At 31.3% G+C, this 24,004-nt stretch carries 21 protein-coding genes and 1 other RNA gene; 2 read left to right on the forward strand and 20 right to left on the reverse strand.

All coding sequences use genetic code 11. The features are described from left to right. Positions 1-9 precede the first annotated feature (9 nt). The 3 genes from ortA to C661_RS0107130 form a co-directional block, all read right to left on the reverse strand. Complete coding sequence (ortA, locus tag C661_RS0107120; RefSeq protein WP_026050975.1) at positions 10-309, reverse strand: 2-amino-4-oxopentanoate thiolase subunit OrtA; 300 nt, start codon at positions 307-309, stop codon at positions 10-12. A 232-nt stretch (positions 310-541) separates the two neighbouring features. Continuing rightward, on the reverse strand, positions 542-1,588 hold the full coding sequence (ord, locus tag C661_RS0107125) for a 2,4-diaminopentanoate dehydrogenase (protein ID WP_017414633.1): 1,047 nt from the start codon (positions 1,586-1,588) through the stop codon (positions 542-544). 347 nt (positions 1,589-1,935) lie between these two features. Next, positions 1,936-3,294: a sigma-54 interaction domain-containing protein gene (locus C661_RS0107130; protein WP_017414634.1), complete on the reverse strand. Its 1,359-nt coding sequence runs from the start codon at positions 3,292-3,294 to the stop codon at positions 1,936-1,938. 468 nt (positions 3,295-3,762) lie between these two features. Between C661_RS0107130 and C661_RS0107135 the strand changes: the two genes are divergently transcribed. Further along, positions 3,763-4,530 (forward strand): threonine/serine exporter family protein, encoded by a 768-nt coding sequence (locus C661_RS0107135; RefSeq protein WP_017414635.1) that lies wholly within the window; start codon positions 3,763-3,765, stop codon positions 4,528-4,530. A 2-nt stretch (positions 4,531-4,532) separates the two neighbouring features. Then, entirely contained in the window at positions 4,533-4,979 is a 447-nt protein-coding gene (locus tag C661_RS0107140; protein WP_017414636.1) for a threonine/serine exporter family protein, read from the forward strand. Between the two features lie 760 nt (positions 4,980-5,739). Here C661_RS0107140 and C661_RS0107145 read toward each other — a convergent pair. The 17 genes from C661_RS0107145 to tgt form a co-directional block, all read right to left on the reverse strand. Then, complete coding sequence (locus tag C661_RS0107145) at positions 5,740-7,044, reverse strand: helix-turn-helix transcriptional regulator (RefSeq protein WP_017414637.1); 1,305 nt, start codon at positions 7,042-7,044, stop codon at positions 5,740-5,742. A 636-nt stretch (positions 7,045-7,680) separates the two neighbouring features. Then, positions 7,681-7,875: non-coding RNA, 6S RNA (gene ssrS / locus C661_RS23105), on the reverse strand. A 380-nt stretch (positions 7,876-8,255) separates the two neighbouring features. Further along, a complete protein-coding gene (gene aspS, locus C661_RS0107150; protein ID WP_017414638.1) occupies positions 8,256-10,037 on the reverse strand; it encodes an aspartate--tRNA ligase in 1,782 nt (593 codons plus the stop codon). Between the two features lie 253 nt (positions 10,038-10,290). Next, complete coding sequence (gene hisS / locus C661_RS0107155) at positions 10,291-11,547, reverse strand: histidine--tRNA ligase (RefSeq protein ID WP_017414639.1); 1,257 nt, start codon at positions 11,545-11,547, stop codon at positions 10,291-10,293. Between the two features lie 50 nt (positions 11,548-11,597). After that, complete coding sequence (locus C661_RS0107160) at positions 11,598-13,064, reverse strand: coproporphyrinogen III oxidase (protein ID WP_017414640.1); 1,467 nt, start codon at positions 13,062-13,064, stop codon at positions 11,598-11,600. A 33-nt stretch (positions 13,065-13,097) separates the two neighbouring features. Further along, entirely contained in the window at positions 13,098-13,700 is a 603-nt protein-coding gene (locus tag C661_RS0107165; protein ID WP_017414641.1) for an MBL fold metallo-hydrolase, read from the reverse strand. An 11-nt stretch (positions 13,701-13,711) separates the two neighbouring features. Next, a complete protein-coding gene (gene dtd / locus C661_RS0107170) occupies positions 13,712-14,161 on the reverse strand; it encodes a D-aminoacyl-tRNA deacylase (RefSeq protein ID WP_017414642.1) in 450 nt (149 codons plus the stop codon). Positions 14,162-14,247: 86 nt separating this feature from the next. After that, the gene (locus tag C661_RS0107175) at positions 14,248-16,428 is read right to left on the reverse strand and encodes a RelA/SpoT family protein (RefSeq protein WP_017414643.1); all 2,181 of its coding nucleotides are present in this window, start codon (positions 16,426-16,428) and stop codon (positions 14,248-14,250) included. A 117-nt stretch (positions 16,429-16,545) separates the two neighbouring features. After that, entirely contained in the window at positions 16,546-17,064 is a 519-nt protein-coding gene (locus tag C661_RS0107180) for an adenine phosphoribosyltransferase (protein WP_017414644.1), read from the reverse strand. 142 nt (positions 17,065-17,206) lie between these two features. Continuing rightward, positions 17,207-18,052 carry a DHH family phosphoesterase gene (locus C661_RS0107185; protein WP_017414645.1) on the reverse strand — a complete coding sequence of 282 codons (846 nt, stop codon included), beginning with the start codon at positions 18,050-18,052 and terminating at the stop codon, positions 17,207-17,209. Between the two features lie 128 nt (positions 18,053-18,180). Beyond that, positions 18,181-19,065: a protein translocase subunit SecF gene (gene secF / locus C661_RS0107190; protein ID WP_017414646.1), complete on the reverse strand. Its 885-nt coding sequence runs from the start codon at positions 19,063-19,065 to the stop codon at positions 18,181-18,183. Between the two features lie 4 nt (positions 19,066-19,069). Further along, positions 19,070-20,308: a protein translocase subunit SecD gene (gene secD / locus C661_RS0107195; RefSeq protein WP_017414647.1), complete on the reverse strand. Its 1,239-nt coding sequence runs from the start codon at positions 20,306-20,308 to the stop codon at positions 19,070-19,072. 100 nt (positions 20,309-20,408) lie between these two features. Next, positions 20,409-21,776: a thioether cross-link-forming SCIFF peptide maturase gene (gene scfB / locus C661_RS0107200; RefSeq protein WP_017414648.1), complete on the reverse strand. Its 1,368-nt coding sequence runs from the start codon at positions 21,774-21,776 to the stop codon at positions 20,409-20,411. Positions 21,777-21,834: 58 nt separating this feature from the next. Beyond that, the gene (gene scfA, locus C661_RS21460; RefSeq protein ID WP_017414649.1) at positions 21,835-21,972 is read right to left on the reverse strand and encodes a six-cysteine ranthipeptide SCIFF; all 138 of its coding nucleotides are present in this window, start codon (positions 21,970-21,972) and stop codon (positions 21,835-21,837) included. A gap of 66 nt (positions 21,973-22,038) precedes the next feature. After that, entirely contained in the window at positions 22,039-22,413 is a 375-nt protein-coding gene (locus C661_RS0107210) for a TIGR04086 family membrane protein (protein WP_017414650.1), read from the reverse strand. Positions 22,414-22,474: 61 nt separating this feature from the next. After that, a complete protein-coding gene (yajC, locus tag C661_RS0107215; RefSeq protein ID WP_017414651.1) occupies positions 22,475-22,750 on the reverse strand; it encodes a preprotein translocase subunit YajC in 276 nt (91 codons plus the stop codon). A gap of 18 nt (positions 22,751-22,768) precedes the next feature. Beyond that, positions 22,769-23,899 carry a tRNA guanosine(34) transglycosylase Tgt gene (gene tgt / locus C661_RS0107220; protein WP_017414652.1) on the reverse strand — a complete coding sequence of 377 codons (1,131 nt, stop codon included), beginning with the start codon at positions 23,897-23,899 and terminating at the stop codon, positions 22,769-22,771. Between the last annotated feature and the right edge of the window lie 105 nt (positions 23,900-24,004).

The raw sequence follows: 24,004 nt of genomic DNA on the forward strand, positions 1-24,004 counted from the left end.
TTCCTTACACTATTTGAAAATCATTTCCTTTGCCTGCTTTCCTATATATGCGATTTCACTTACATATCTACCAAAATCATGAGTGTAAGCTGGCTCTACTGCGGTTACTACCCCTCTAACTTTTCTTCCACTAGGAGTTTCAACTTCTGTTTCTTCTCCTAGGTTACATTCTGTTGTAGTAAAACCTCTAACCCACATCATAAGTGGAGTACTTTTTGTTTCCTCTGGTATAACAGGTGATCTATCCTCTGGATCTAAAACTTTGTTTGTTATCTCAACGAAAGTTCCTACCTTAATCAAGTTATCCACCTCCAAAATTCTTTTAATATTTATTTTATTTACCCATATTTCTCTCATAAATTCTCAATTTATATATAGCTGAAAGTAACTTTATAATATGCTTCCTTGGATTAAATCTCTCATTTATTTTTCAAATTTACTCCAAGGAAGTTTAATTTAAATTCTAAATTAATTTTACATATCTTACTGGCTTTTAACCATAAAGCCTTCTAATTTACTAACTTAAATTTAACACTCTATATTATCTCTTTATAAAAGTTCTAAAGTCTCCCATAATAGCTCTTGGTACTGGTAAATCTATCATTGTTTTTAAGCCTGGATCTGCATTAATAACATGAGGAATCATGTTAACACACATAGCTATTGTTCCAAGTCCTCCATCAACTTCTGGCTTAATAGACATATTAACTTCTGGAGTACCTTTTATAGTGATATAATCTCCTGTAAAGGTGCCTTCCATTTCAGGCTCAATTTGTTGTGGGTGGATCATGTCAATTTTAACCTGTCCATCTACAAAACCTTGTCCAGTCATGTTAACTCCCGCTACATCTCCAGCAGCTGCAAAACCAAATGGTGATTTTCTATCTACTGATGTAACTATTGGAGCCATTTGTTGCTCAAACTTATCAACCTTCCAGCCAATAGCATCAGCAATCATGTTAATAGACTCAGAGAAACCAACGTGTCCTGCTAAGCTTCCATCAGCAACCCCTTTATTGAAATCATCTACCTTCATTCCAACACCTTGCTCTTCCATTACTGCTGGTCCAAATGGTGATAGACTGTTTACTCTCTTAGCTTCAATGTGGTCTACATCTGTCATGCAGCCAGTTAAGCAAACTACTAATAAATCCATGATGAGTCCTGGGTTTATTCCTGTTCCAAGAATAGAAACTCCATTTTCTCTAGCAATTTTATCTAGCTCTGCTGCAAGTTCTGGATTTTGAGCTTGTGGATAAGACATTTCCTCTGCAGTTGAAATTACATTTATTTTCTTCTCCAATACTTTCTTTAATCTTGGGAAGGCATTTTTAGTGAAAGAGTCTGTTGCACAAAGGCATATGTCACAGCACTTTTCAGTTAATACTTCATCTATGTTAGGATTAATTATAACCTCTGGTCTTTCTCCTCTTTCTACACCTAAAACTTCATAAATACTTCTGCCAGCTCTTTCTGGGTGTAAGTCACATACTCCTACTATATCTACACCTTTCTTCTTTAAAAGCATACGAGCCATTCCGCTTCCCATAGCCCCAAAGCCCCAAATTGCTACTTTAACATTTTCCATATTCATATTCCCCCTTAGAATTTAATTTTCACTTTACTCTTTTAATACAGCAATTTCCATGCCAAGTATTTTTTGCGAAAGATTAGAAATTTCCTGTAGTTATAACAATTATTTTGTATAATATTCTAAATATTTTAAATCTTATAATGAAATTATTTTTTTACCGCAAAATTTTTTTCTTCATTCTTTGAAACAAAACAAGTTTACTTACATAAATTTCAAATAAAAAAGGGTAAATGCATATTTTTTTGCACTTACCCTGCCGAATTTACGGCACTTGTATATCTTTTATAATTATTCACACTATTATTTAATTATAATATTTAGAAATCAAAGGTTTCTTCCCATTATAAATTGTATTTTTTTAATTTATACTGCAAATTCTGCCTAGAAATTTTTAATTCATCTGCTGTTCGGGTAATATTCTCTCCATTTTTTTTATATATTTTTGTTATTATGGCCTTTTCTACTTCCTCTAGATGATTATTTAAAGATAAATCCCCAGTAAACTTACTATCGTTATTTAAATCTCCCACCATAGTAATTTTATTTTCAAAGAATTCTTTAGTTAGCACTTCACCATCATCCACCATGTTCATAGCTGATTCAATGGTATTTTTAAGCTCCCTGATATTTCCCGGCCAATTATATTCGTAAAACTTTTCCCAAACCTCTTCACTAAGACCCTTTATATTTTTAGAAAGAAGAGTGTTATAGTGACTTATAAAGTTCTCTGTAATTTCTTTAATATCTTCTTTTCTTTCTCTAAGAGACGGTACATCAATTCTCATTACACTTAACCTATAATAAAAATCTTTTCTAAGCTTTCCTTCTCTTATAAGCATTTCTGGCTCTTCATTTAAGGTTGCAATAACTCTTACATCTATATCAATGATTTTATTACTTCCAACAGGTCTTATATATCCATCTTGAAGTACCCTTAAAAGTTTAGATTGAAGATAAGGTTCCATGGAGTTAATTTCATCTAATAGCACAGTGCCCCTATGAGCTTCTTCAAATAATCCTTTTTTATTTTCTGCTCCTGTAAAGCCACCTTTCACAGTTCCAAATAGCATTCCTTCTAAAAGTGCACTAGGTATTGCTGCACAGTTTATAGGAATAAAAGGCTTATCCTTTCGAATTCCATTATAATGGATGCTTTGAGCAAATAATTCTTTACCAGATCCTGTTTCTCCGTAAATTAGCACAGAGGAGTTTGAAAGACTTGCTTTTACAGCCTTGTTAATTTCATTCCTTATTTTTGGGCTGTTACCAATTATATCTTTAAAGGTATAGTTATTTTCTTTTTCTTTTATGGCATTCTCTAGCATGCATATCTTTTCATTTAACTTTTTAAGCTGAGTCATATCTCTTGCAATTTCAATGGCAGCTACAGTTTTTTCCCCTATAACCACTGGCACTGTGGTGTTGATTGATGTAATATTCTTACCATGATTATTGCTATATTGCTGAACCACATCTTTAAACTCCTCATTATTATTAAGCGCATTCATCAGTGTAGAGGTGCCTTCCATGCCCTTTAAGTATTCATAAACTTTTTTGCCAAGAACATCTTCTCTTTTTAACCCTTCCATTGTTGCCATAGCATTATTATAATAAATAGTTTTGCCCTTACTATCGACTACATGTATTCCTTCTTTTAAGTTATTGATAAGATTTTCTAAAATACTTTCAATCTTATTCATTCATATCCCCCATTTTATATTAATTAACTAAGTTAATTAAATCCCTTATTTTGTGTTATAGCTAACTTTTAAGTAATTAAATTAATATTATCTCAATAGAAATTAAGAATTAAAGTCCTTAACTTGTACATAAATCCCTGTTCTTCTTTCAAGTGTTTTATAGCTGAGTAAAATTAATTATAACCCTATATTACTATATTTACATCACTATAATTTAATTATAATTATACCTTTGTAATTAATCAATTCTAACAAAACAAATCTACTCTGCCACCTTTGAATAATGACTAAAACTTAATATTCTAACAGATTACATTTTATTAAGTTTTTGATATATAATAACAATGATATAGAGTTAAAAGGGAAATATTTCATATGTTTCTATATGAAGGCCTTAAGGGAATTAAAATGTTTATTAAGTTTAATCATTTGATTTAGTTCCCTATATTACTATAGGAGGTGTTTTCAATGTATAATGATGAAATTGTCCATATAGCTGCTGAAGCTGGGAAAATAATGCTAGAAAATGGTGGAGAGACCTATAGAGTAGAACAAACTATTTCTATGATTTGTAATGCTTATAATATTAAATCTACTGAAAGTTTTGTTACCCCTACAGTAGTAATGATTTCTATCACAAATCAAATGGGGGAAACTACCACTGTTATAAGAAGAATTACTTCAAGAACAGTAGATCTTGAAAAAATATCTGCAATAAATAATTTGTCTAGATCTTTGTATTCAAAACCTCTTTTGATGAAAGATTTAAAAGATGAAGTAAAAAAAATTGAAAGGCACCAAAGATATGGTAATAAAATCACAATAATTGCTGCCGGCGTTACTACTGCCTTTTTCTCCCTTTTATTCGGAGGAAATATTAGAGATTTCTTTATCTCCTTTATTGCAGGAATTTTAATTAAGCTCCTTAGTAATTATTTAGATAGATTAGATGTGAATGGGTTCTTTGTTAATGTATTAGGTGGGGCTTTAGCTGCTCTTATTGCTTTAATGGTTAGTACCTTCTTGCCAGGCTTTAACGTAGATAAGATTATTATAGGTTCTATAATGCTTTTAGTTCCTGGTCTTGCTATAACTAATGGTATACGTGATACCATTGCAGGTGACTTATTATCTGGATTATCTCGTTCCTTAGAAGCCCTAATGATTGCAGGCGCAATTGCAGCTGGAACAGGTATAGTATTTAAAACTTGGATATATATCTTTGGGGGAGTGTAATTATGATAAGTGTTTTATATGCCTTTATTAGTTCCTTAGGTTTTGGCATTTTATTTAATGTACGGGGTAAAAACTTGATAATTGCTTCAATTGGTGGAGGACTTGGATGGCTTTTTTACCTAATAACTAAGAATTCTACTGGTTCAGAAATTGTAGCTTTATTCGTTGCTTCTATAGTTATAAGTGTGTTTTCAGAAATCTTTGCAAGAATAATGAAAAATCCTGTAACAATATTCTTAATATGTGCTCTAATTCCCTTAGTTCCTGGAGGCAGTATGTACTATACAACCTTTGAAGCAGTTCAAGGTAACGTAAGCAAATCTATTGTTCTGGGCATCCAAACCCTTTTCAACGCCGCTTCTATTGCTGTAGGAATAATTTTAGTTTCTACTATAAGTAAAATTATAAATAAATTGAAATTTAATAAATTAGAAAGTTTGAAGAAATAATAAAAATCTAGTAAGATTTAAAAATCTTGCTAGATTTTTTTGAAACTTTTTAATTATAGCTTTTAACCTTTATATACTTTTCTAAATATCCTTAGTATTTACTTAAGGTATCTACATATACTTTTTAAACTTATACATATATTTTATAACTTGAAGGAAAATTATATTGTTGATTAGTTAAATTAGTCTCTTAAGGGTTATAATTTTAACACTTTAATTTTAATATATTAAAAAATACTTTCAATATTTTTTATATATGAAAATCACATTTGATATTGTAACCTTATTTTTTTATTCATAGTTTCAATTCAGTTATTTGTTTCAACATTTTCCTTTTGCATATTTATACCAATAAGCATTATATTATTATCTTGATTTTGATACTAAATCTTAACTTTATGTGTAAATAAATTTTATAACTTATAACTTACTTATGTTACATTTGCTTTTTAAACTTCTTAATATATGTAGACTCCAATATATAACTAACGGCTTTCTTTCTATCTAAAATCTTTCTGGAGATGTTTAAATTCACCTTCAACATAGGATTGCTTTGTGAAAAATTTAATTTATTCACTTTTAAAAGCCTTAAAATAATCAAGATAGTAGGAATTCATAAATTAAATGTTAAAGTGATTTTTCCATATAGTATAATGGATTCTTGTACTCAATAATATTTATAATCTTTAATATCTTTATTAGAGGTAAATAAACTAGCAAGCTCAGCTTCCTTGCTAGTTTATTTGCATCCATGATAATACTATTTATTTTCTAAGATAAATAACAACATATTATCTATGCTTTCTCTATCCTCTATACTATTATAAAACTGTATTAATTTAATTATATTTACATCATTATGATCTATAATTTTAAGAGATAATAACTCTAAAATATTATTTTTAAAATCATTTATGGACTCTAAATTCTTTTCTAAAACTAGAGCATTTAAATACTCTCCTAATGCTTTTCCTAGCAACTCAAGGCTCTTGCCACTTTTGCACATACTTATTACCTTTTCAAAATGCACCTTAGCCTGTTCTATGTCCTGTAATAAAGTTGATGCTATCCCCACTTGAAGATGTGCATTAACAATACAACAATCATTATCTGTATTAGTACCATTGCTTAATTCATTATTAAGCTTCTTTAAATAAGTTTTAATATTTTTGTAGTCCTTTAAAATTATGCAAATGTCTAATATATCAGTCAATATTAATATCTTTCTAACTACATTATTATTAATAAATTCATCTAATATTGCTTTACTTAACTTAAAACTATCATTAAATAACTTCATTTCTTTAAGACAATTAGCCTTAAATCTATGAATTTCAAATAGTTCTTCATATGTTAACTTGGGAAACGCACTTAAAATTTCTTCGATTTCCTCTAAAGCCTTGTTATATTTTTTTAAATTTATATTTGCTAATATATTATTAAAAATTAATTTATATTTCAGCTCCCTATTTAAAGCTCCACCATACTTTAGGGCTAAGTTGTTAAAATGTATAGCTTCCTCATATTTCATTAGTGTTAAACATAAATCACCAATTTTTTCAAGAATTATTGCTAATTCTTTAGAATCTTCTACTCTTGTAGCGTTCTCCAAAGCTTTGACATAATACATATAACTTTTATCATAATCTTTTTGTCTTCCATATATCTCCCCTATTTTTTCATAAAGAGCTAGATTTTTTTCTGGTTCCCCGTACTTCATGCAGAAAACCTCTATTTCATCCATTTCTTTAACTAAACTTTCAGAGAAGCTATTCTCATTTTTAACTAAAAATTCTATATAATTATCTGCAATTTTATTAGATTGTTCTTTAATATCCTCTAATAAATAACTAGCTTCAACAGAGAAATCAATGTCTCTCTCTTTGCAGATTCTATTAATATTATCTGCAATTATTTGTGCCACATTGGGTGTAAGATTAGTTTTATTGTTTTCGATTATGCTTATAAGTTCTCTTGTTATTTCCCCACCAGTAATGTCTTGTTGTCTAATTTTAAAGTTTTTTCGTATTCTTTTTATTTTTTCTCCTTGTGATAAAATTTCCATAACCTATTCTCCTCATCCAAAACCTTTGTGTTAAATAATACCGACATAACCACCATATTAACCCTTATTTTACCAATTAGCTAATGAATTTTATTTTGTTTAGCAACCTTCTTAGAAGTTTCCTCCACCAATACCTAATTTGCATAAAAGCCCCTCTTGTAAAGAGATAGGTGATTTAATACCTCAAAATGTTGCTAATCAACTGCTTTAGTGTAAGAAATAGAATTAGTTATTTAAGTTTTTGCAAAACCTTACAGTAGAGTAATTTAATTTACTTACATTTAGTAACCTGTACTGTAAAATTATACTAGTAAACATATCTCTATTATACTATTTTTTATAAAAAAATAAAGTATATTTATAGAAGGTTTTCTTATTATGAAGAGTTTTTTTCAGAAATTTCAATTCATTATTATGAATTTATTACTTAACTTATAAATTCCTTAATTTTTTTAGTTGCTTTTTTTAAAATCCTTTCACTACACTTCCTTTAGATAATAGACTTTATATAAAGAATTATTGGAAATCCAATTATGCGTATAAAAAATACCACTCAAATGAGTGGTATCTTAATTCTCATAATGAGAGTTAGCAAGAATAATCTTGCTAACTCTATTATTTAAAGTAAAATCTTTAATATAAACCGCTGTGCCGTTTATGCTGGTATATTTGAACCCGTTCTCTTACGGGTGGATTCCGCCTTTTTACTTCTGGTACCTATCAGTTAATATTAATAATAAAGGATAGGTCAACACTCCATAAAAAGAACTTCTTCCTTTTAAATCACTGTTGGCTCAACATAGACCAGTTCCGCGCACACAGCAGATCATTTCTAACTTGTAACTACATTATATAATAATTTTAGTGTAATTGCAAATAGAATTAAAATTTCATACTAAAGATTTTACAATAATAGTATATCCCCTATGCTGGATATTATTCTTTTTAAAATCTGGATAAGTTTCTTGTATTTAACAACTTAAACTTAAAAACCTTTCATCCTATAAAGGACTATTCTTCAAACCTAATAACTCCTAGCTCCAACCAAGTATACATTATATAATTAATATTTTTCTTTATATAGAATGCAATAAAGAAACTACACTAATAATAAACCTACTTTTATATTCTATTTCATATAAGTTGTCTTTGATTTATTAAGTAATGTAGGAATACTTTTTCAACTTATATAATTAACTTACAATGTAAAATTAATTGTTCTTAGCTATATTAATTCCAAGTTCTTTAAGTTGTTTTTCTTCAACCACGTTTGGCGCCTCACTCATTGGGCAGTATGCATTTTGATTCTTAGGGAAAGCAATAACATCTTTAATGTTATCAGTGCCTGCTAAGAACATTACCATTCTATCTAATCCATATGCTAAACCGCCATGTGGTGGTGGTCCATATTTGAAGGCTTCCAATAAAAATCCAAATCTTTCCCAAGCACTTTCTTGACTAAAGCCAAGAAGACTGAACATCTTTTCTTGAAGATTCGTATCATGGATTCTTATACTTCCTCCACCTAACTCCTCACCATTTAATACAATGTCATAAGCCTTTGCTCTAACTCTCTTTGGATCAGTGTCTAAGTACTGTAAATCCTCATCCATTGGTGATGTGAACGGATGGTGAAGAGCCACATATCTATTTTCTTCTTCATCATATTCAAGAAGTGGGAATTCTGTTATCCATACAAAGTTAAACTCTTTGTTATTTTCTAAAATTCCTAGTTCTTTTGCAAGTTCTAATCTTAATGCTCCTAGTGATTGTAATACTACATTATCCATATCAGCTACAATTAGTATTAAATCCCCTGTTTTTGCACCAGCAGCTTCTATAATAGCCTGCATTCCAGCTTCATCAAAGAATTTAGATATTGGAGATTTTATTTCATCTTCTTTATAAGCTATCCAAGCAAGTCCCTTTGCCTTGTAAGTTTTCACAAACTCTCCAAGTTTATCAAGTTTCTTTCTTCCCATATCTGCAGAGTTCTCAGCAACTATGGCTCTTACTGATCCACCATTTTCTATAGCATTTTTAAATACAGCAAACTCTGTACCTCTTACTGCCTCAGTAATATCTTTTATTTCCATGCCAAATCTTAAATCTGGCTTATCACTACCGTATTTATTCATAGCTTCTGCATAAGGCATTCTTCTAATTGGAAGTTTTACTTCCTCACCAATTACTTCTTTGAATACTCTTTGAATTAAGCCTTCGTTTAAAGCAATGACATCGTTAAGTTCTACAAAGCTCATTTCTAAATCTATTTGTGTGAACTCTGGTTGTCTGTTTGATCTTAAATCCTCATCTCTAAAGCACTTAACAATTTGGAAGTATCTATCAAAACCTGATACCATTAATAATTGCTTAAATATTTGTGGAGATTGTGGAAGTGCATAAAACATTCCTGGATAATTTCTACTTGGAACTAAGTAATCTCTAGCTCCTTCTGGAGTACTTTTAGTTAACATCGGAGTCTCCATTTCTAGGAACCCATTCTCATCTAGATAATCTCTAACTATCTTAGCTGCTTTATGTCTTATCATAAGAATTTTTTGCATATCCGGTCTTCTAAGATCAAGATAACGATATTTAAGTCTTATATTTTCTGATGCATCTAAATCCTCTTTTATGTAAATTGGAGGTGTTTCGGACTCAGAAAGTATTTTAATATTTTCACCCTTTAACTCTACCATTCCTGTTGGTAAATTTGCATTTGGTGCTTCTCTCTTTATTACTTCACCAGTAACTGCAATACAGTATTCTGACTTAGCTAAGTCTGCTTTTTCAAAAGCCTCCTTATTTATTTCTTCACCAAACACTACTTGTAAAAGTCCAGTTCTATCTCTTAAGTCAATAAAAACTAAACCTCCTAAATTTCTTTTTCTTTGAACCCATCCCATTACAGTAACTTTTTGTCCAACTTGACTTTCTCTAAGTTCACCGCACATTAGGTTTCTTTTAAGTCCATTAAGTGACTCACCCATTTATTTTTCCTCCCTTTATGTTACAAGAAGCAAGTTGCCTCTTTATTTCCATTACAGCTTTTAAGTTTAGGCATCTTCAAAAAACAAGTAAGTCAGTATGCTCGGCTATTTTGTGTTATGCTGCGTCAACAGAACCCTTAGATAGCGCTACTATCTGCTGAACCTGTTTCCTTGCCTGCACAAGCGTGCTTGTGAACTCAAAATATCCTTCCCATCTTTGACTTGTTATTTATTTTCAGATGCCTTATATAATTTAAATATAAGCTTTTATGATTTTAGCTATAGCTTCTATACTATCTAAGGAAACCTCTGTAGTTTCTCCATCACTCATTCTCTTTAGCTTAGCTACTCTATTTTTAACTTCATCTTCTCCAAGTACCATAGTATATCTTGCAGCAATTTTATTAGCAAATTTCATCTGAGCTTTTACACTTCTAGCCATATGATCACATTCGCACTTAACTCCATTACCTCTTAGGCTATGAATAACCTTTATAGCCTCAACCTTACCCTCTTCTCCCATAGAACCAACATATAAATCCATATAAGTTTCTTCTGGGATTTCTACGCCTTTTTCATCTAGGGTTAGAAGTAATCTTTCCATCCCCATACCAAAGCCTATAGCTGGCATAGATGGTCCACCAATTTCTTCAATTAAATTATCGTATCTTCCACCACCACAAAGAGTAAAGCCCTTATCCATGATTTCAAAAATGGTTTTGCTATAATAATCTAAACCTCTAACTACTTGAGAATTAACTACATATTCTATTCCCATAGCTGATAAATAAGTTTTTAAACTTTCAAAGTGCTCACTGCACTCCTCACAAATATAGTCTAGTATAATTGGAGCTCCCTTAACCACTTCTTTACAGCTATCAACCTTACAATCTAATATTCTTAAAGGGTTCTTATCTAACCTTGTTAAGCAGGTTGTACATAGCTCATCTTTTTTGCTAGATAAAAATTCTGTTAATGCTTCATTATATTTTTTCCTACAAGTTGGGCATCCAATACTATTAATATTAAGCTCTATACCTTCAACTCCTAGCCTTTTATAAACATCCATTACAATACTTATAACTTCGGCATCTACTGATGGTTCCTTTGAACCAAAGACCTCTACGCCAAACTGATGGTGTTGTCTTAATCTTCCCTTTTGCATTTTTTCATAACGAAAGGCCGGAGTAAAGTAAAACATCTTAGTTGGTTGAGCTTCGCTATAAAGAGTGTTTTCTACAAAAGCCCTAACTGTTGGTGCAGTTCCCTCTGGCTTTAAGGTTATACTTCTTCCTCCCTTATCTTCAAAGGTGTACATTTCCTTTTGAACCACATCAGTAGTTTCTCCTACTCCTCTTTTAAACAGTTCTGTATGTTCAAACATAGGAGTTCTTATTTCTCTACAGCCATAAGTTGCAGCAATTTCTCTCATTATCTTTTCAATAAAATTCCACTTATACACACTACCTGGTAAAATGTCCTTTGTACCCTTAGGTGCTTTAAATTCCATCTAAATTCCTCCTTATTACTTAGGTTACTTCAAATTACTAGTACCTGTATTTATTGCTCTGGCTTATATAAGCTATCTAATAACTTCACCTTTTTGTCTATCATTTCATCAATTCTGTTTACATATTCTCTAACATCTTTTACATTGCCAAATCTTTCAATTCGGTTTTCTTCTAAAAATATTACTTTAGAAACTGCATCTGCACCCAAAGCAACAATAGTCTGCTTTTCTTCTATCATTTGGATGTTATAGATACCTTCTTTACCCTTTTCTGAGTAACCCACATTTTCCATGTTGCCAATCATGTTTTTTTGCCTATACATGTAGTAAGGAATCATTCCAAGGTCTTTAGATAATTCCACTGTAGCCTTATACATTTCATTTAGCTCTTGTTGACTAGGTATCTCATACTGAGTATTATTAACCATATTTTCATAAAGCTTAGATGCCCTCTTTATAGACATTCCATGGATTGTTAAGCTATCTGGTTTCAGTTTTAAAAGTTCTTCACAGGTATAGTTAATTTCCTCTATACCTTCTCCAGGAAGCCCTACAATAACATCCATATTTATATTATTAAATCCTAACTGCCTAGCCAAATTGAACTTATCTACAGCATCCTCTGCGCTATGATTTCTTCCAATGAGCTTTAAGGTTTTATTATTCATAGTTTGGGGATTTATACTAATTCTATGAACTTTATATTTTTTCATAGTCCTAAGCTTTTCTTCAGTGATACTATCTGGACGTCCACACTCCACTGTAAATTCTTTTACATTATGATTATGTACAAAATAATTATAGATATCCCTTAAAATCATTTCAAATTCATCATTATTTACAGCCGTGGGGGTTCCCCCTCCAAAGTATACGGATTCTATATTTAGATTACGGGATTTTATGTAATCACTTAGGGCCTTAATTTCTTTAGATAAGGCATTTAGATATGGTTTAACCAAACTCTTGCACCCTGAGATTGGATTAGAGGTAAAAGAACAATATACACAACGTGTAGGGCAAAATGGCATACCTATATAAACACTTATGGTATTTTCATCCTTATTTACTATATTTCTTTCATATTTTGCAACTTCTATGCAAAGCTGTGCTTTCTCTTCTGATGTTCCATTAATTTCCTTAAACTTTTTTATAATTTCCTCTTCAGAACAACCTTTCTCTAAAAGTTCTAAAGCTTTTTTAGATGGCCTAATCCCAACTAAAGTTCCCCAAGGAAGTGCTTTTCCCGTGTCCTTAGAAAGAAACTTGAACACTGCTTTTCTAACTTCTTCTTTAATCTTATAATCTTTATTTATAACAAACTCTTCGATTCTTTTCCTGCTTATAAGCTTAATGGTATCTTCATGAACTTTAACAAACAAATCAACTTGTTCATCACTGTTAAGTTCAATAAAATTAATATCTGCAAAACTATAAAAAAGGTTAATCATTTGAAATACATCATATCTAAATTCAGGATTATTAAGTTTTATTTTAAATTCTTTATCAGTGCTATACACTTTATATCAAGTCCTTTATGTTTATATGTAAAACTATAAAAATGGATTATAAATTTCTTCGTCTCCAATGGTAGTACTTGGACCATGCCCTGGATAAACTATTGTTTCCTTTGGTAATACCATCAACTTTTCCTTAATACTTCTTATTAAAGCCTCTCCATCTCCGCCAGCTAAGTCACTTCTTCCAACAGATCCCTTAAATAAGGTATCCCCTGAGAAAACCATGTTTTCTGTTTGAAAGCATACCCCCCCTGGTGTATGACCTGGAGTATGAAGTATCTTCAGATTACTTTTCCCAAAAGTTAAAGTATCTCCATTATTTAAGGTTATATGTGCTCCTCCCTCAATAAAAGGTCCATAGTACTGAACCTCCTTTAATATCATTTCGTTATCAGCTATTCCTATGGCAACCTGAGCCTTTGTTATGGTTTGAAGCCCATCTACACCTGTAGTATGATCAAAGTGACCATGAGTAAGTAGTATATACTTAACCTTTGCTCCTAAAATATTTAATGCCTTTTCTATATCATCTACATCCCCACCTGGGTCTAAAACCACAGCTTCCTTAGTTTCTTCATCCATTAGAATATAGCAATTAGCTCCATATATTCCTGCCATTAATTTTTTAACTATCATTGAGTTCACCTCTAAAAATCTTTTTTACTTTCTAAAAGTAGAGTCACTGGTCCATCATTTTGTATGTATACCTGCATATCTGCTCCAAACTCTCCAGTTTCAACTTTGTTAACTTCCTTTTTAAAAGCTTCTACTAACTCATTGTAAAGTTGCTCCGCTGCTTCTCCACCTTGAGCCTTCATAAAATCTGGTCTTTTTCCCTTACGGCAGTCTCCATAAAGGGTAAATTGAGAAATAATCAATAACTCTCCATTTACATCTCCAAGGGAATGAGTCATTTTTCCAGTTTCATCTTCAAATATTCTCATTCCAACAATTTTACGAACTATGTATTCTATATCTTCTTTAGTATCTTCTTTGCTTATTCCTACTAAAACATTTAAACCTAAGCCTATTTCTCCGATAACTTTATTATCAACTTCAACTCTAGAAGCTTTAACTCTTTGTACTACTGCTCTCATAATCATATCTCCTTTATACTATTTTTTTATTATTTAAGTAATCTTAAGATAATTTTATAATATAAGGCTCATGTAAAACCCATATTTTAATGCTTAATTCTGTATACGTCTCTAACACCCTTTAATCTTCTAATCTTACTTTGAACTTGTTTTAAGTGCTCTACATTAATTATTTTTATTTTTATATTAACTAATGCTTCTCCACTCTTTAGGGTCTTCCCATTTATAGATAAAATATTAGTTTTTGTTAGTCCTAAGATTTCTATTATATCTGTGAGAAGTCCTAGTCTATCTTCCCCTCTTATTTGTATATCTGTTATATAATTTTCACCAGTTTCATTCCCCCAAGAAACTTCAATTATCTTATCTGGCTCAGTTTCTTGAAGGGATAAAAGATTCTTACAATCACTTCTATGAACAGATACACCTTTTCCCTTAGTGATATAACCTATAATCTCATCTCCTGGTACTGGGCTACAACATTTTGCAAACCTAGAGTGAACATTAGAAGTCCCCTTTACTTGTAGTCCTGAATAGTTATTATAACTAGTAGTTTTTCTTGGTTGTTCTTTATTAAACTGTTCTATTACAGAACTGTTACTCTCTACTTCTTTTTCTTTAGCTTCATAAGCTTCCCTTAATTTAGTAACTAAATTAAAAGGATTTACATCACCTACCCCTACGGTAGCAAATAGGTCTTCTAAATTCTTTAAATTATATCTTTTAAGAACTTTTTCAAGAGTTGCAGACTTTGAAATTACTCCAAAGGAATATCCTTGTTTTTTTGCTTCCTTCTCAACAACTTCTTTGCCCTTTTCTATACTTTCTTCTCTATTAGCCTTTTTAAACCAAGCTTTAATTTTACTTTTTGCTTGGTTACTCTTTGCAATATTAAGCCAATCAATACTAGGTCCCTTAGTATTTGGTGAAGTTAGCACCTCAACTATTTCCCCAGTTTTTAAACAATATTCCAAGGTAACTATTTTTCCATTTATCTTTGCACCAGTACACCTATGCCCAACATCGGTATGAATAGCATAAGCAAAATCTATAGGTGTTGAATCACTTGGAAGACTGATAACATCACCTTTTGGAGTGAACACAAAAACTTCGTCCGAAAACAAGTCTATTTTAAAGCCTTCCATAAATTCCTCAGCATCAGAAGTTTCTCCTTGCCATTCTAGCATTTCTCTTAACCACGATAACTTTGAGTCTAAGGAACTATCTCCATCTGCATTGTTAGTTTCTTTATATTTCCAATGGGCAGCAATACCGTATTCTGCCGTTCTATGCATATCATAGGTTCTAATCTGTATTTCAAAAGGCTTTCCAAAAGGACCAATTACAGTAGAATGGAGTGATTGATACATATTTGGTTTTGGCATAGCAATGTAATCCTTAAACCTACCTGGAATTGGTTTATACATAGTATGAACTATTCCTAGCGCTGCATAGCAACTACCAATATCATCAACTAAAATTCTTATAGCTGTTAAATCAAAAATTTGATCTATATTTTTATTTTTACTCTCCATTTTTCTATAGATACTATAGAAATGCTTTGGTCTACCTTCTATGTCTGCCTTAATGCTTACCATAGCTAAATGTAGTTTTAATTGAGAAATAATATGATTTATTTGTTCTTCTCTCTCTGCTCTCTTGTCAGAAATAAGTTTTACAAGCTCATAATATTTTGTTGGTTGTAAGTATCTAAGAGCTAAATCTTCTAGCTCCCATTTAATTTTAGAAATTCCAAGTCTATGAGCCAGTGGAGCAAAAATATCCAATACTTCTTTAGCTTTTTCCTTTTGCTTACTTTCTGGCATATACTTTAAAGTTCTCATATTATGTAATCTATCTGCAAGCTTTATAAGAATTACTCTAATGTCCCTTGCCATAGCAAGAAGCATTTTTCTCACATTGTCAGCTTGTTGTTCTTCTTTAGATTTGTATTTAATCTTTCCAAGTTTTGAAACGCCCTCTACCAAATTTGCAATTTCTACACTAAATAATTCACAAACTTGCTCATATGTATATTCTGTATCTTCTATAACATCATGTAAAAGGCCTGCAGCAATAGTTGAGGTATCAAGTCCTAACTCTGCCAATATGCACGCCACCTCTAAAGGATGAATTATGTATGGTTCTCCGGATTCTCTTTTCTGATTTTTATGGGCATTAAGAGAAAAAGTATATGCTTTATGTATAAAATCCACATCTACATTGTGACAATTATTATTAATTTTCTCAATTAGTTTCTCAATCATTGGATTCACTCCTAAAACTAAAGGCTGGTTACATAACCAGCCAACTATTTTTACTACATAATATTATATACCACAACCTAAATTAATGCAATTTTTAGTTGAGCTAATTGTCAGATTTTATAAATCGTATTGTACTACTGACATAATGTCGTGATTACCTAATTTACTTCTTCCATTTAACTCTGTAAGTTCAATTACAAAGTTTATTGATACTAACTCTCCACCAACTTCTTCAATAAGCTTAGCAACAGCACCTACAGTTCCTCCTGTAGCTAATAAATCATCTACAATAGCAACTCTTTGACCTGGTTTTATAGCATCTTTGTGTATTTCTAAAACATCACTTCCATACTCTAAATCATATTCTACTTTCATTGTATCGTAAGGAAGTTTTCCTGGTTTTCTAACTGGTACAAAGCCTGCACCTAAAGCATAAGCTACAGGTACTCCAAATAAAAATCCTCTTGCCTCTGGTCCAACTACGATGTCTATATTTTTATCCTTTAAATACTCTGCTATAGTATCTATTGTTACCTTTAACGCCTCTCCATCTTGTAAAAGCGTAGTTACATCTTTAAAACTAATACCTTCTTTTGGAAATCCATCTATAACTCTAATTTTTTCTTTAAAATTCACTTCTATTCCCCCTCATGGATTTTTACGAACATTTTCTGTTTTTAAGTGTTCATTATACTTTACTATTATATATTACTTTTATGTACTTATGCAACAAAGCACAAGTAGTGCATTTGCTGTTCCTGCTACAATCATAGCACTTTTAATTTTTAGCTCTTCTTTTAATTTCACTATAAAGATATTTAGAAATTTGCGCTGCCCTATAGCTATCGTTAGTAGTTAAAAGCTCTACAATAATCCTAGAGTTATTTATCCGCTCCTCTGGAATCATTTCCGGAAAAATACTAGCTATAGTTTCAAGGTTAAAAAAATCCTCTTTATAATGGGTATTATGTTCTTCTAACAGTGCTTTTATTCCATAATTATTGGTGGATTTTAACTGTTTTAACCCTTCTTCAACGAAGAATTTGTTCTCTCCCCTAATTGAAAGTTTTTTAGTTACTGTACCAATCATCACTAAATCTAAATATTTTTGTAAACAAGTCATTTTATAATAAAAAGAAATGGTTTCAGCTAACTTATAAGCAACTCCCGCTGAGCCCAGCTCCTTAAAAGGATAGTTACACATAGGGTTATTAGGGTTTATCACTATACCTTCTGAATAACATGAATTATAGCTATGATAATCTGTAACTATTACATCTATATTGTTTTTTTCACAAAACTGAATACCTTCTTCAGAACTTGTACCGCATCCAACTGTAATAATTAAATCAGCTCCTAGATATTTTATATAACTATTTACATCATTTTTACTTAGAATCCTTTCAATTCTCACTTCACTTGGAATAAAGTATTCAACATCAGCATTTAAATACTTTAAAACTAGCATTAAAAGTGAAACTGCAGTTACTCCATCAAAGTCATAATATCCATAGATAACTATTTTTTCTCTTTCATTTATTGCTTTCACTATTCTATTCAATGCACTTTTCATATTTCTTAAAAGTAGTGGATTATACTGATTAACCTTGAAAATCTCTTCCATGTGCTCTCCTCCAAATAAATAGAAAACACATATATTATAATTTAAAATTCCCCTTATTACAAACATTTTTCGAAAAAATAAGCCAGAAATCTACAAGAAGTAGTTTCTGACTTGTCTAAATATAAATTTTACGCTGCTATAGCCTTTTTATTTTTACCTTTTCTCTTCTTTAATACAACCCAAAGTGGGCTAGCTATAAATATTGAAGAATAAGCTCCACAAGCTATACCAATTATTAGTGGTAAAGAAAATTCTCTGATAGATGGAACAAAGATATAAACAGCAGTTATTGTAATTAAAGTTGTTAAAGTAGTATTAATAGATCTTGCCATAGTTTCATTTATACTAATATTAGCAACTTCCTCTGGAGACATTCTTCTGTTTTTCTTAACATTTTCTCTTATTCTGTCAAATACAACTATAGTATCGTTTATAGAATAACCTACAATAGTTAATATAGCTGCAATGAAAGGAGTGTTAACTTGTATTCCTAAGATAGAATAGAAAGATACTGTTAAGAATACGTCATGAACAAGTGCAATTATAGCCGCTATTGCAAAGTTTAATTCAAAACGCATTGTAACATAAAGTAAAATAGCCCCATTAGCCACAATTAATGCCCAAATTGCCTTTTGTTTAAGCTCATTACCTACACTAGCACCTATAGTTTCACTTCCTATTACGGCACTATCTTCTAAGGAATACTGAGTTTTTACATCTTTAATCAGATTGTTAACCCCTTCTTCATTAAGTACCCCTTCTTGCACAATAATTTCTATTTCTTTTCCTTCATTGGCAACCTTTGTAGAATATTTTCCCTTTGCATACTTATCTACAATAGCATCCACATCAGCTTTTTTAAATTCTTTATTTATATTCATAGATATTAAAGTACCACCTTTAAAATCTATACCATAATTCAATCCCTTAGTAAGAAGGAAGGATATTCCAATCATTGTTAATATTATTGAAATAGTAAACCAAACTTTAGTCTTTTTAATTATTTGTAACATAATCCTACCCCCTTTTTACACCGAAGTGTGATGGTTTAGTTATTATTCCCGCCTTTATTGTATGTTTTAATAAGAATTTAGTAACAGTAAGAGCTGTAAAAATACTTACTATTATACCTATCATTAAGGTTACAGCAAAGCCTTTTACTGCCCCAGTTCCCATAAAGTATAATACTAATCCACCAATTATAGTTGTTATGTTAGAATCTAAAATTGAAGATAAAGCTCTATCAAACCCTGAGTCTACAGCTGATCTAATAGATTTTCCCATCTTTAATTCCTCTTTAGTTCTCTCGAATATAAGTACATTTGCATCAACAGCCATACCTATGGTTAGGATTACAGCTGCGGCACCGGAAAGAGTTAATACAACTCCAAAAGCTGAGAAAACATATAGTACTAGTACTACATAAAGAGATACTGCAATTGATGCAATTATTCCTGGCGCTCTATAGTAAAGCATCATAAATAGCATAACGCAGATTAATCCAACCATTCCTGCTTTTACACTAAGTCCCATTGCTTCAATACCTATAGTTGGTCCTACAGTTTTAACAGAAACTGCTTCTACTGGCACAGGTAATGCACCAGATTGTATTATATTTGCTATTGAATTTGCTTCTTCGATATTTTTCATACCAGTAATAACTGCTTCCCCTGCATTTATTACTTCATTTACTGTTGGTGCAGTTAACACATCTTCATCCATTTTTATAGTAATTTGCTTACCAATGAATTTTTCTGTTGCCTCTGCAAACTTTTGTTTTCCTTCATCATTAAGCTTTAAATTAACTACATTTTGGTTGTCCTTTGTAATATAAGCTGTAGCTTCCTTAACTTCTTTTCCTGTTAAAATTACATTTCCATCTGGATCTACAAAGGTTAATTCTCCTGTTTTACCAATAGTGTTTAACACTTTCTTTGTGTCAGACTCACCCGGTATTTCAATTCTTATCCTTTTATTTCCCTCTGGAACTACTGAAACTTCACTTGTTCCCTCTTTGTTTACTCTTCTAGAAATTAATTCTACTGTTCTATTTAAAACATTAGAATCCACATTATCTGCTTTAATTTCCATTAATAAAGAGGTTCCCCCAACTAAGTCAAGACCTTTACTTATTGATTGACCAAAGGACTTAACCCTATAGTCCCCTAGTTTTAATCCGAAAAGTCCTGAATAAGCTAATAGGGCAATTAATAAAACACTAATAATTAATAAAAATCCACTGTTACCCTTTTTCATTTTTATCCCCTTTCACGTTATTCAAAATTAATATATATAATGTAGATTATAAATCTTCCTAAAAAAATAGTCAATCATAGGTAATTAGTGGAGATTTCCACTAATTACCCATTATCTTACTTTTTAGTGCTATAGCACATTCAATTCTTTTCTTCTGCATTTCACAGCCTACCTCATAAGGAACATGGATATCACCATTAAAGTTAAAGTTATTAGCTTGACACCCTCCACTGCAGTAGAATCTAGCCCAGCAAGTTTTACAGGTTGGCTTATTATATATATGAGCCTCTTTAAAATTCTTGACTAAATCAAAGTTTTTTACACCTTCTGAAATATTTCCCATTAAAAATTCATCTTTACCAACAAATTGATGGCAAGGGTAAATATCTCCATCTGGAGTAATAGCTACATACTCATGACCTGCTCCACAACCTGAAATTCTCTTATAAACACAAGGTCCTCCCTGTAAGTCTATATTGAAATGATAAAATTTAAAATCCTTACCTTCTTCATGACGCTTTAACATTTCGTCGTAAAGCATATCATATTGATTAAATATAGTAGGCAAATCTTCTTTTCTTAAAGAAAGAGGGTGTTCATCTGGAAGAACTACAGGTTCAATAGAAATCTCTTCAAAACCTAAGTCTGCCATGTGCTTCACATCTTCAAAGAAATCAGTATTTTCTCTTGTAAATGTACCTCTAACATAATAAGACTTTGACTTATCTCTAACTTCTACCATCTTTTTGATTTTAGGAAGTATACTATCATAGCATCCAGTTCCATCAAATCTTATTCTTACCTTATCGTTGATTTCTTTTCTTCCATCAATGCTAAGAACTATATTTCCCATATTCTTATCTAAATAATCCATGGTTTCATCATTTAAAAGAGTAGCATTAGTAGTCATAGTAAATCTAATCACCTTTTTATGAAGCTTCTCTTGCTCTCTTGCATAATCTACTATTTCTTTTATAGTATCAAAGGCCATTAAAGGCTCTCCCCCAAATAGGTCTACCTCAATATTTCTTCTTGGTCCTGAGTTTTTAATAACAAAATCTATAGCTCTTTTTCCTATTTCAGCAGACATAGGTTTTCTACATCCACTGTTATATTCTCCTTCATCAGCAAAGCAATATTTGCATTTTAAGTTGCAATCATGAATAATATTTAAGCATAAAGCCTTAATATTCACCTCTGCTTGTCCGCTCTTCATAGCTATATCTTCATATAAATCCTTAGAGTACAGAACTTCTTCCTTCACTAATTCCTCTAACTCATTATATACTTCCTCTATTTCTTCTAAAGAATATTTATTGCCATATTCTTTAATAATTTCTTCCTTAGACCTTAGCTTGTCTTCATCTAGAAAGTCATAAACTATTTCATCTACTAGGTGTACTGCTCCAGAATTAACATCTATAATATAAAAATCATTTCCTTGTATAAATTTATGAACTAATGACATTTTTTTCCTCCCAACTAAACACAAAGCAGTAACCCTTAGTTACTGCCTCTTTAGATAATTAGTTTTCACAAGCTAAATTAGCTACTGTGCATGAAGTTTTGCATGCTGATTGACAAGAGTTAGCGCACTCTTTGCAACCTGGTTTCTTTAAACTTTCTTTGATGTTTGATTTGTTGATTGTTTTGATGTGTTTCATTTTTGTTCCTCCACTTGCATGATTATTATTTATAACAAAGTTAGCATTTTTGCTAACCTTACTATTTTAATCTCCTAGATTTACTGCTAACATTCCTGATAATGATCCTACTGCCATTGCAAGCAATAATCTTATAAAGTCTCCTCCATCAACACCAAAACCTTTTCCACATAGTACAGATACTATGTAAAGTATTAACATGTAGAAAACTGCTACTAATAATCCAATAAGCCATCCTTTATTTCCCGACTGCAAAGTTGCATAAACTGAACCATACAATACACTTAATAAAGTCAACACTACAATAAATGCAGAAGTAACCTTAGGGCTAAAGGGTGTAAAGGCTGTGATTAAAGAATAAATTAGTACACAAAGCATTGTGGTGATTGATGCTCTTAGGACTCCTTGACCTATACATGAGTATTTTAATTTTTTATACATATATAATCCCCCCCATCTATATAATAAATATGAGTAAATAGGGGGAATTATTCACAATATATTATTTTTCTGTCTCGTTAGTAGTAACTTGACCAATACCCATTTTAGCTAATTTTATTCTAGCTCTGTCTGGACCTGTCTCTAAAATGATATAGTCTTCTTGGATGTTTATAATTTTACCCATTATACCACCCTTTGACACAACCTCATCATTTACTTTTAATGATGATAACATATCATTGTATTGTTTTTTTCTTTTCTTTTCTGGTACGAAAATCATAAGATAAAATAATCCAAGAACAATTATCATAGGTGCAAAAGCCATTATTTGATTCATAATATTTCCTCCCTTCTCTTATGCTCTTCCGTTCCATTGATTTAGCTTTTCTTCTTTAAAAGCCTCAAAGTAATCTCCATCAATGGCACTTCTTATATCTTCCATAAGCTTATTATAGAAATATAAATTATGCAATACACAAAGTCTCATAGCTAACATTTCCTTAGCCTTAAATAAGTGTCTTATATAAGCTCTTGTGTAGTGCTTGCACGCTGGACACTGACATTCTTCATCTATAGGATTGCTGTCTAACTCGAACTTTGCATTCATTAAATTTATTTTACCATATTTAGTGAATACATGTCCATGTCTTCCATTTCTAGCTGGTAACACACAATCAAAAAAGTCCACTCCCCTAGAAACAGCCTCTAATATGTTACTTGGAAGTCCTACTCCCATTAAATATATTGGCTTATCTTCTGGAAGATGAGGTACTACTGCATCAATAACTCTATACATTTCTTCATGGGTTTCTCCAACAGCAAGGCCCCCGATAGCATATCCATCTAAATCCATTTTAGTAATGGTTTTAGCATGTTCTATTCTTATATCCTCATAGGTTCCACCTTGATTTATACCAAATAGCATTTGCTTTTTGTTTATGGTGTCTGGTAATGAGTTTAACCTATCCATTTCAACTTTGCATCTTTCAAGCCATCTAGTAGTTCTTGCCACAGAGTTAATTACATATTCTCTAGTTGAAGGATTTGGAATACATTCATCAAAAGCCATAGCAATTGTTGAAGCTAAATTGCTTTGTATTTGCATACTTTCCTCTGGTCCCATGAATATCCTTCTTCCATCTATATGTGAACTGAAGTAAACGCCTTCTTCCTTAATCTTTCTCATGGAAGCTAAGGAAAACACTTGAAACCCACCAGAATCTGTTAAAATTGGTCTATCCCAATTCATAAACTGATGAAGTCCTCCCATCTGCTTTACTACTTTGTCTCCTGGTCTTAAATGTAGGTGATATGTATTTGATAGTTCCACTTGACATTCTATTTCCTTTAAATCCATAGAGGATACAGCACCCTTAATAGCTGCTAAAGTACCAACATTCATAAATACTGGAGTTTGTATCACCCCATGAGGAGTGTGGAACTCACCTCTTCTAACTTTTCCTGATTTTTTTAGTAACTTATACATGTTATCCCGTCCTTTTAGTTACTTATATATTTTATTCATCATAAATATTAGTTCTATTTCCTAAAAAACACTTATAGCATCATTCGCAAAACATTCCTTGTTAAA

Origin of the sequence: Clostridium tunisiense TJ (genome assembly GCF_000300195.1) — a bacterium.
Lineage (GTDB): Bacteria > Bacillota > Clostridia > Clostridiales > Clostridiaceae > Clostridium_J > Clostridium_J tunisiense.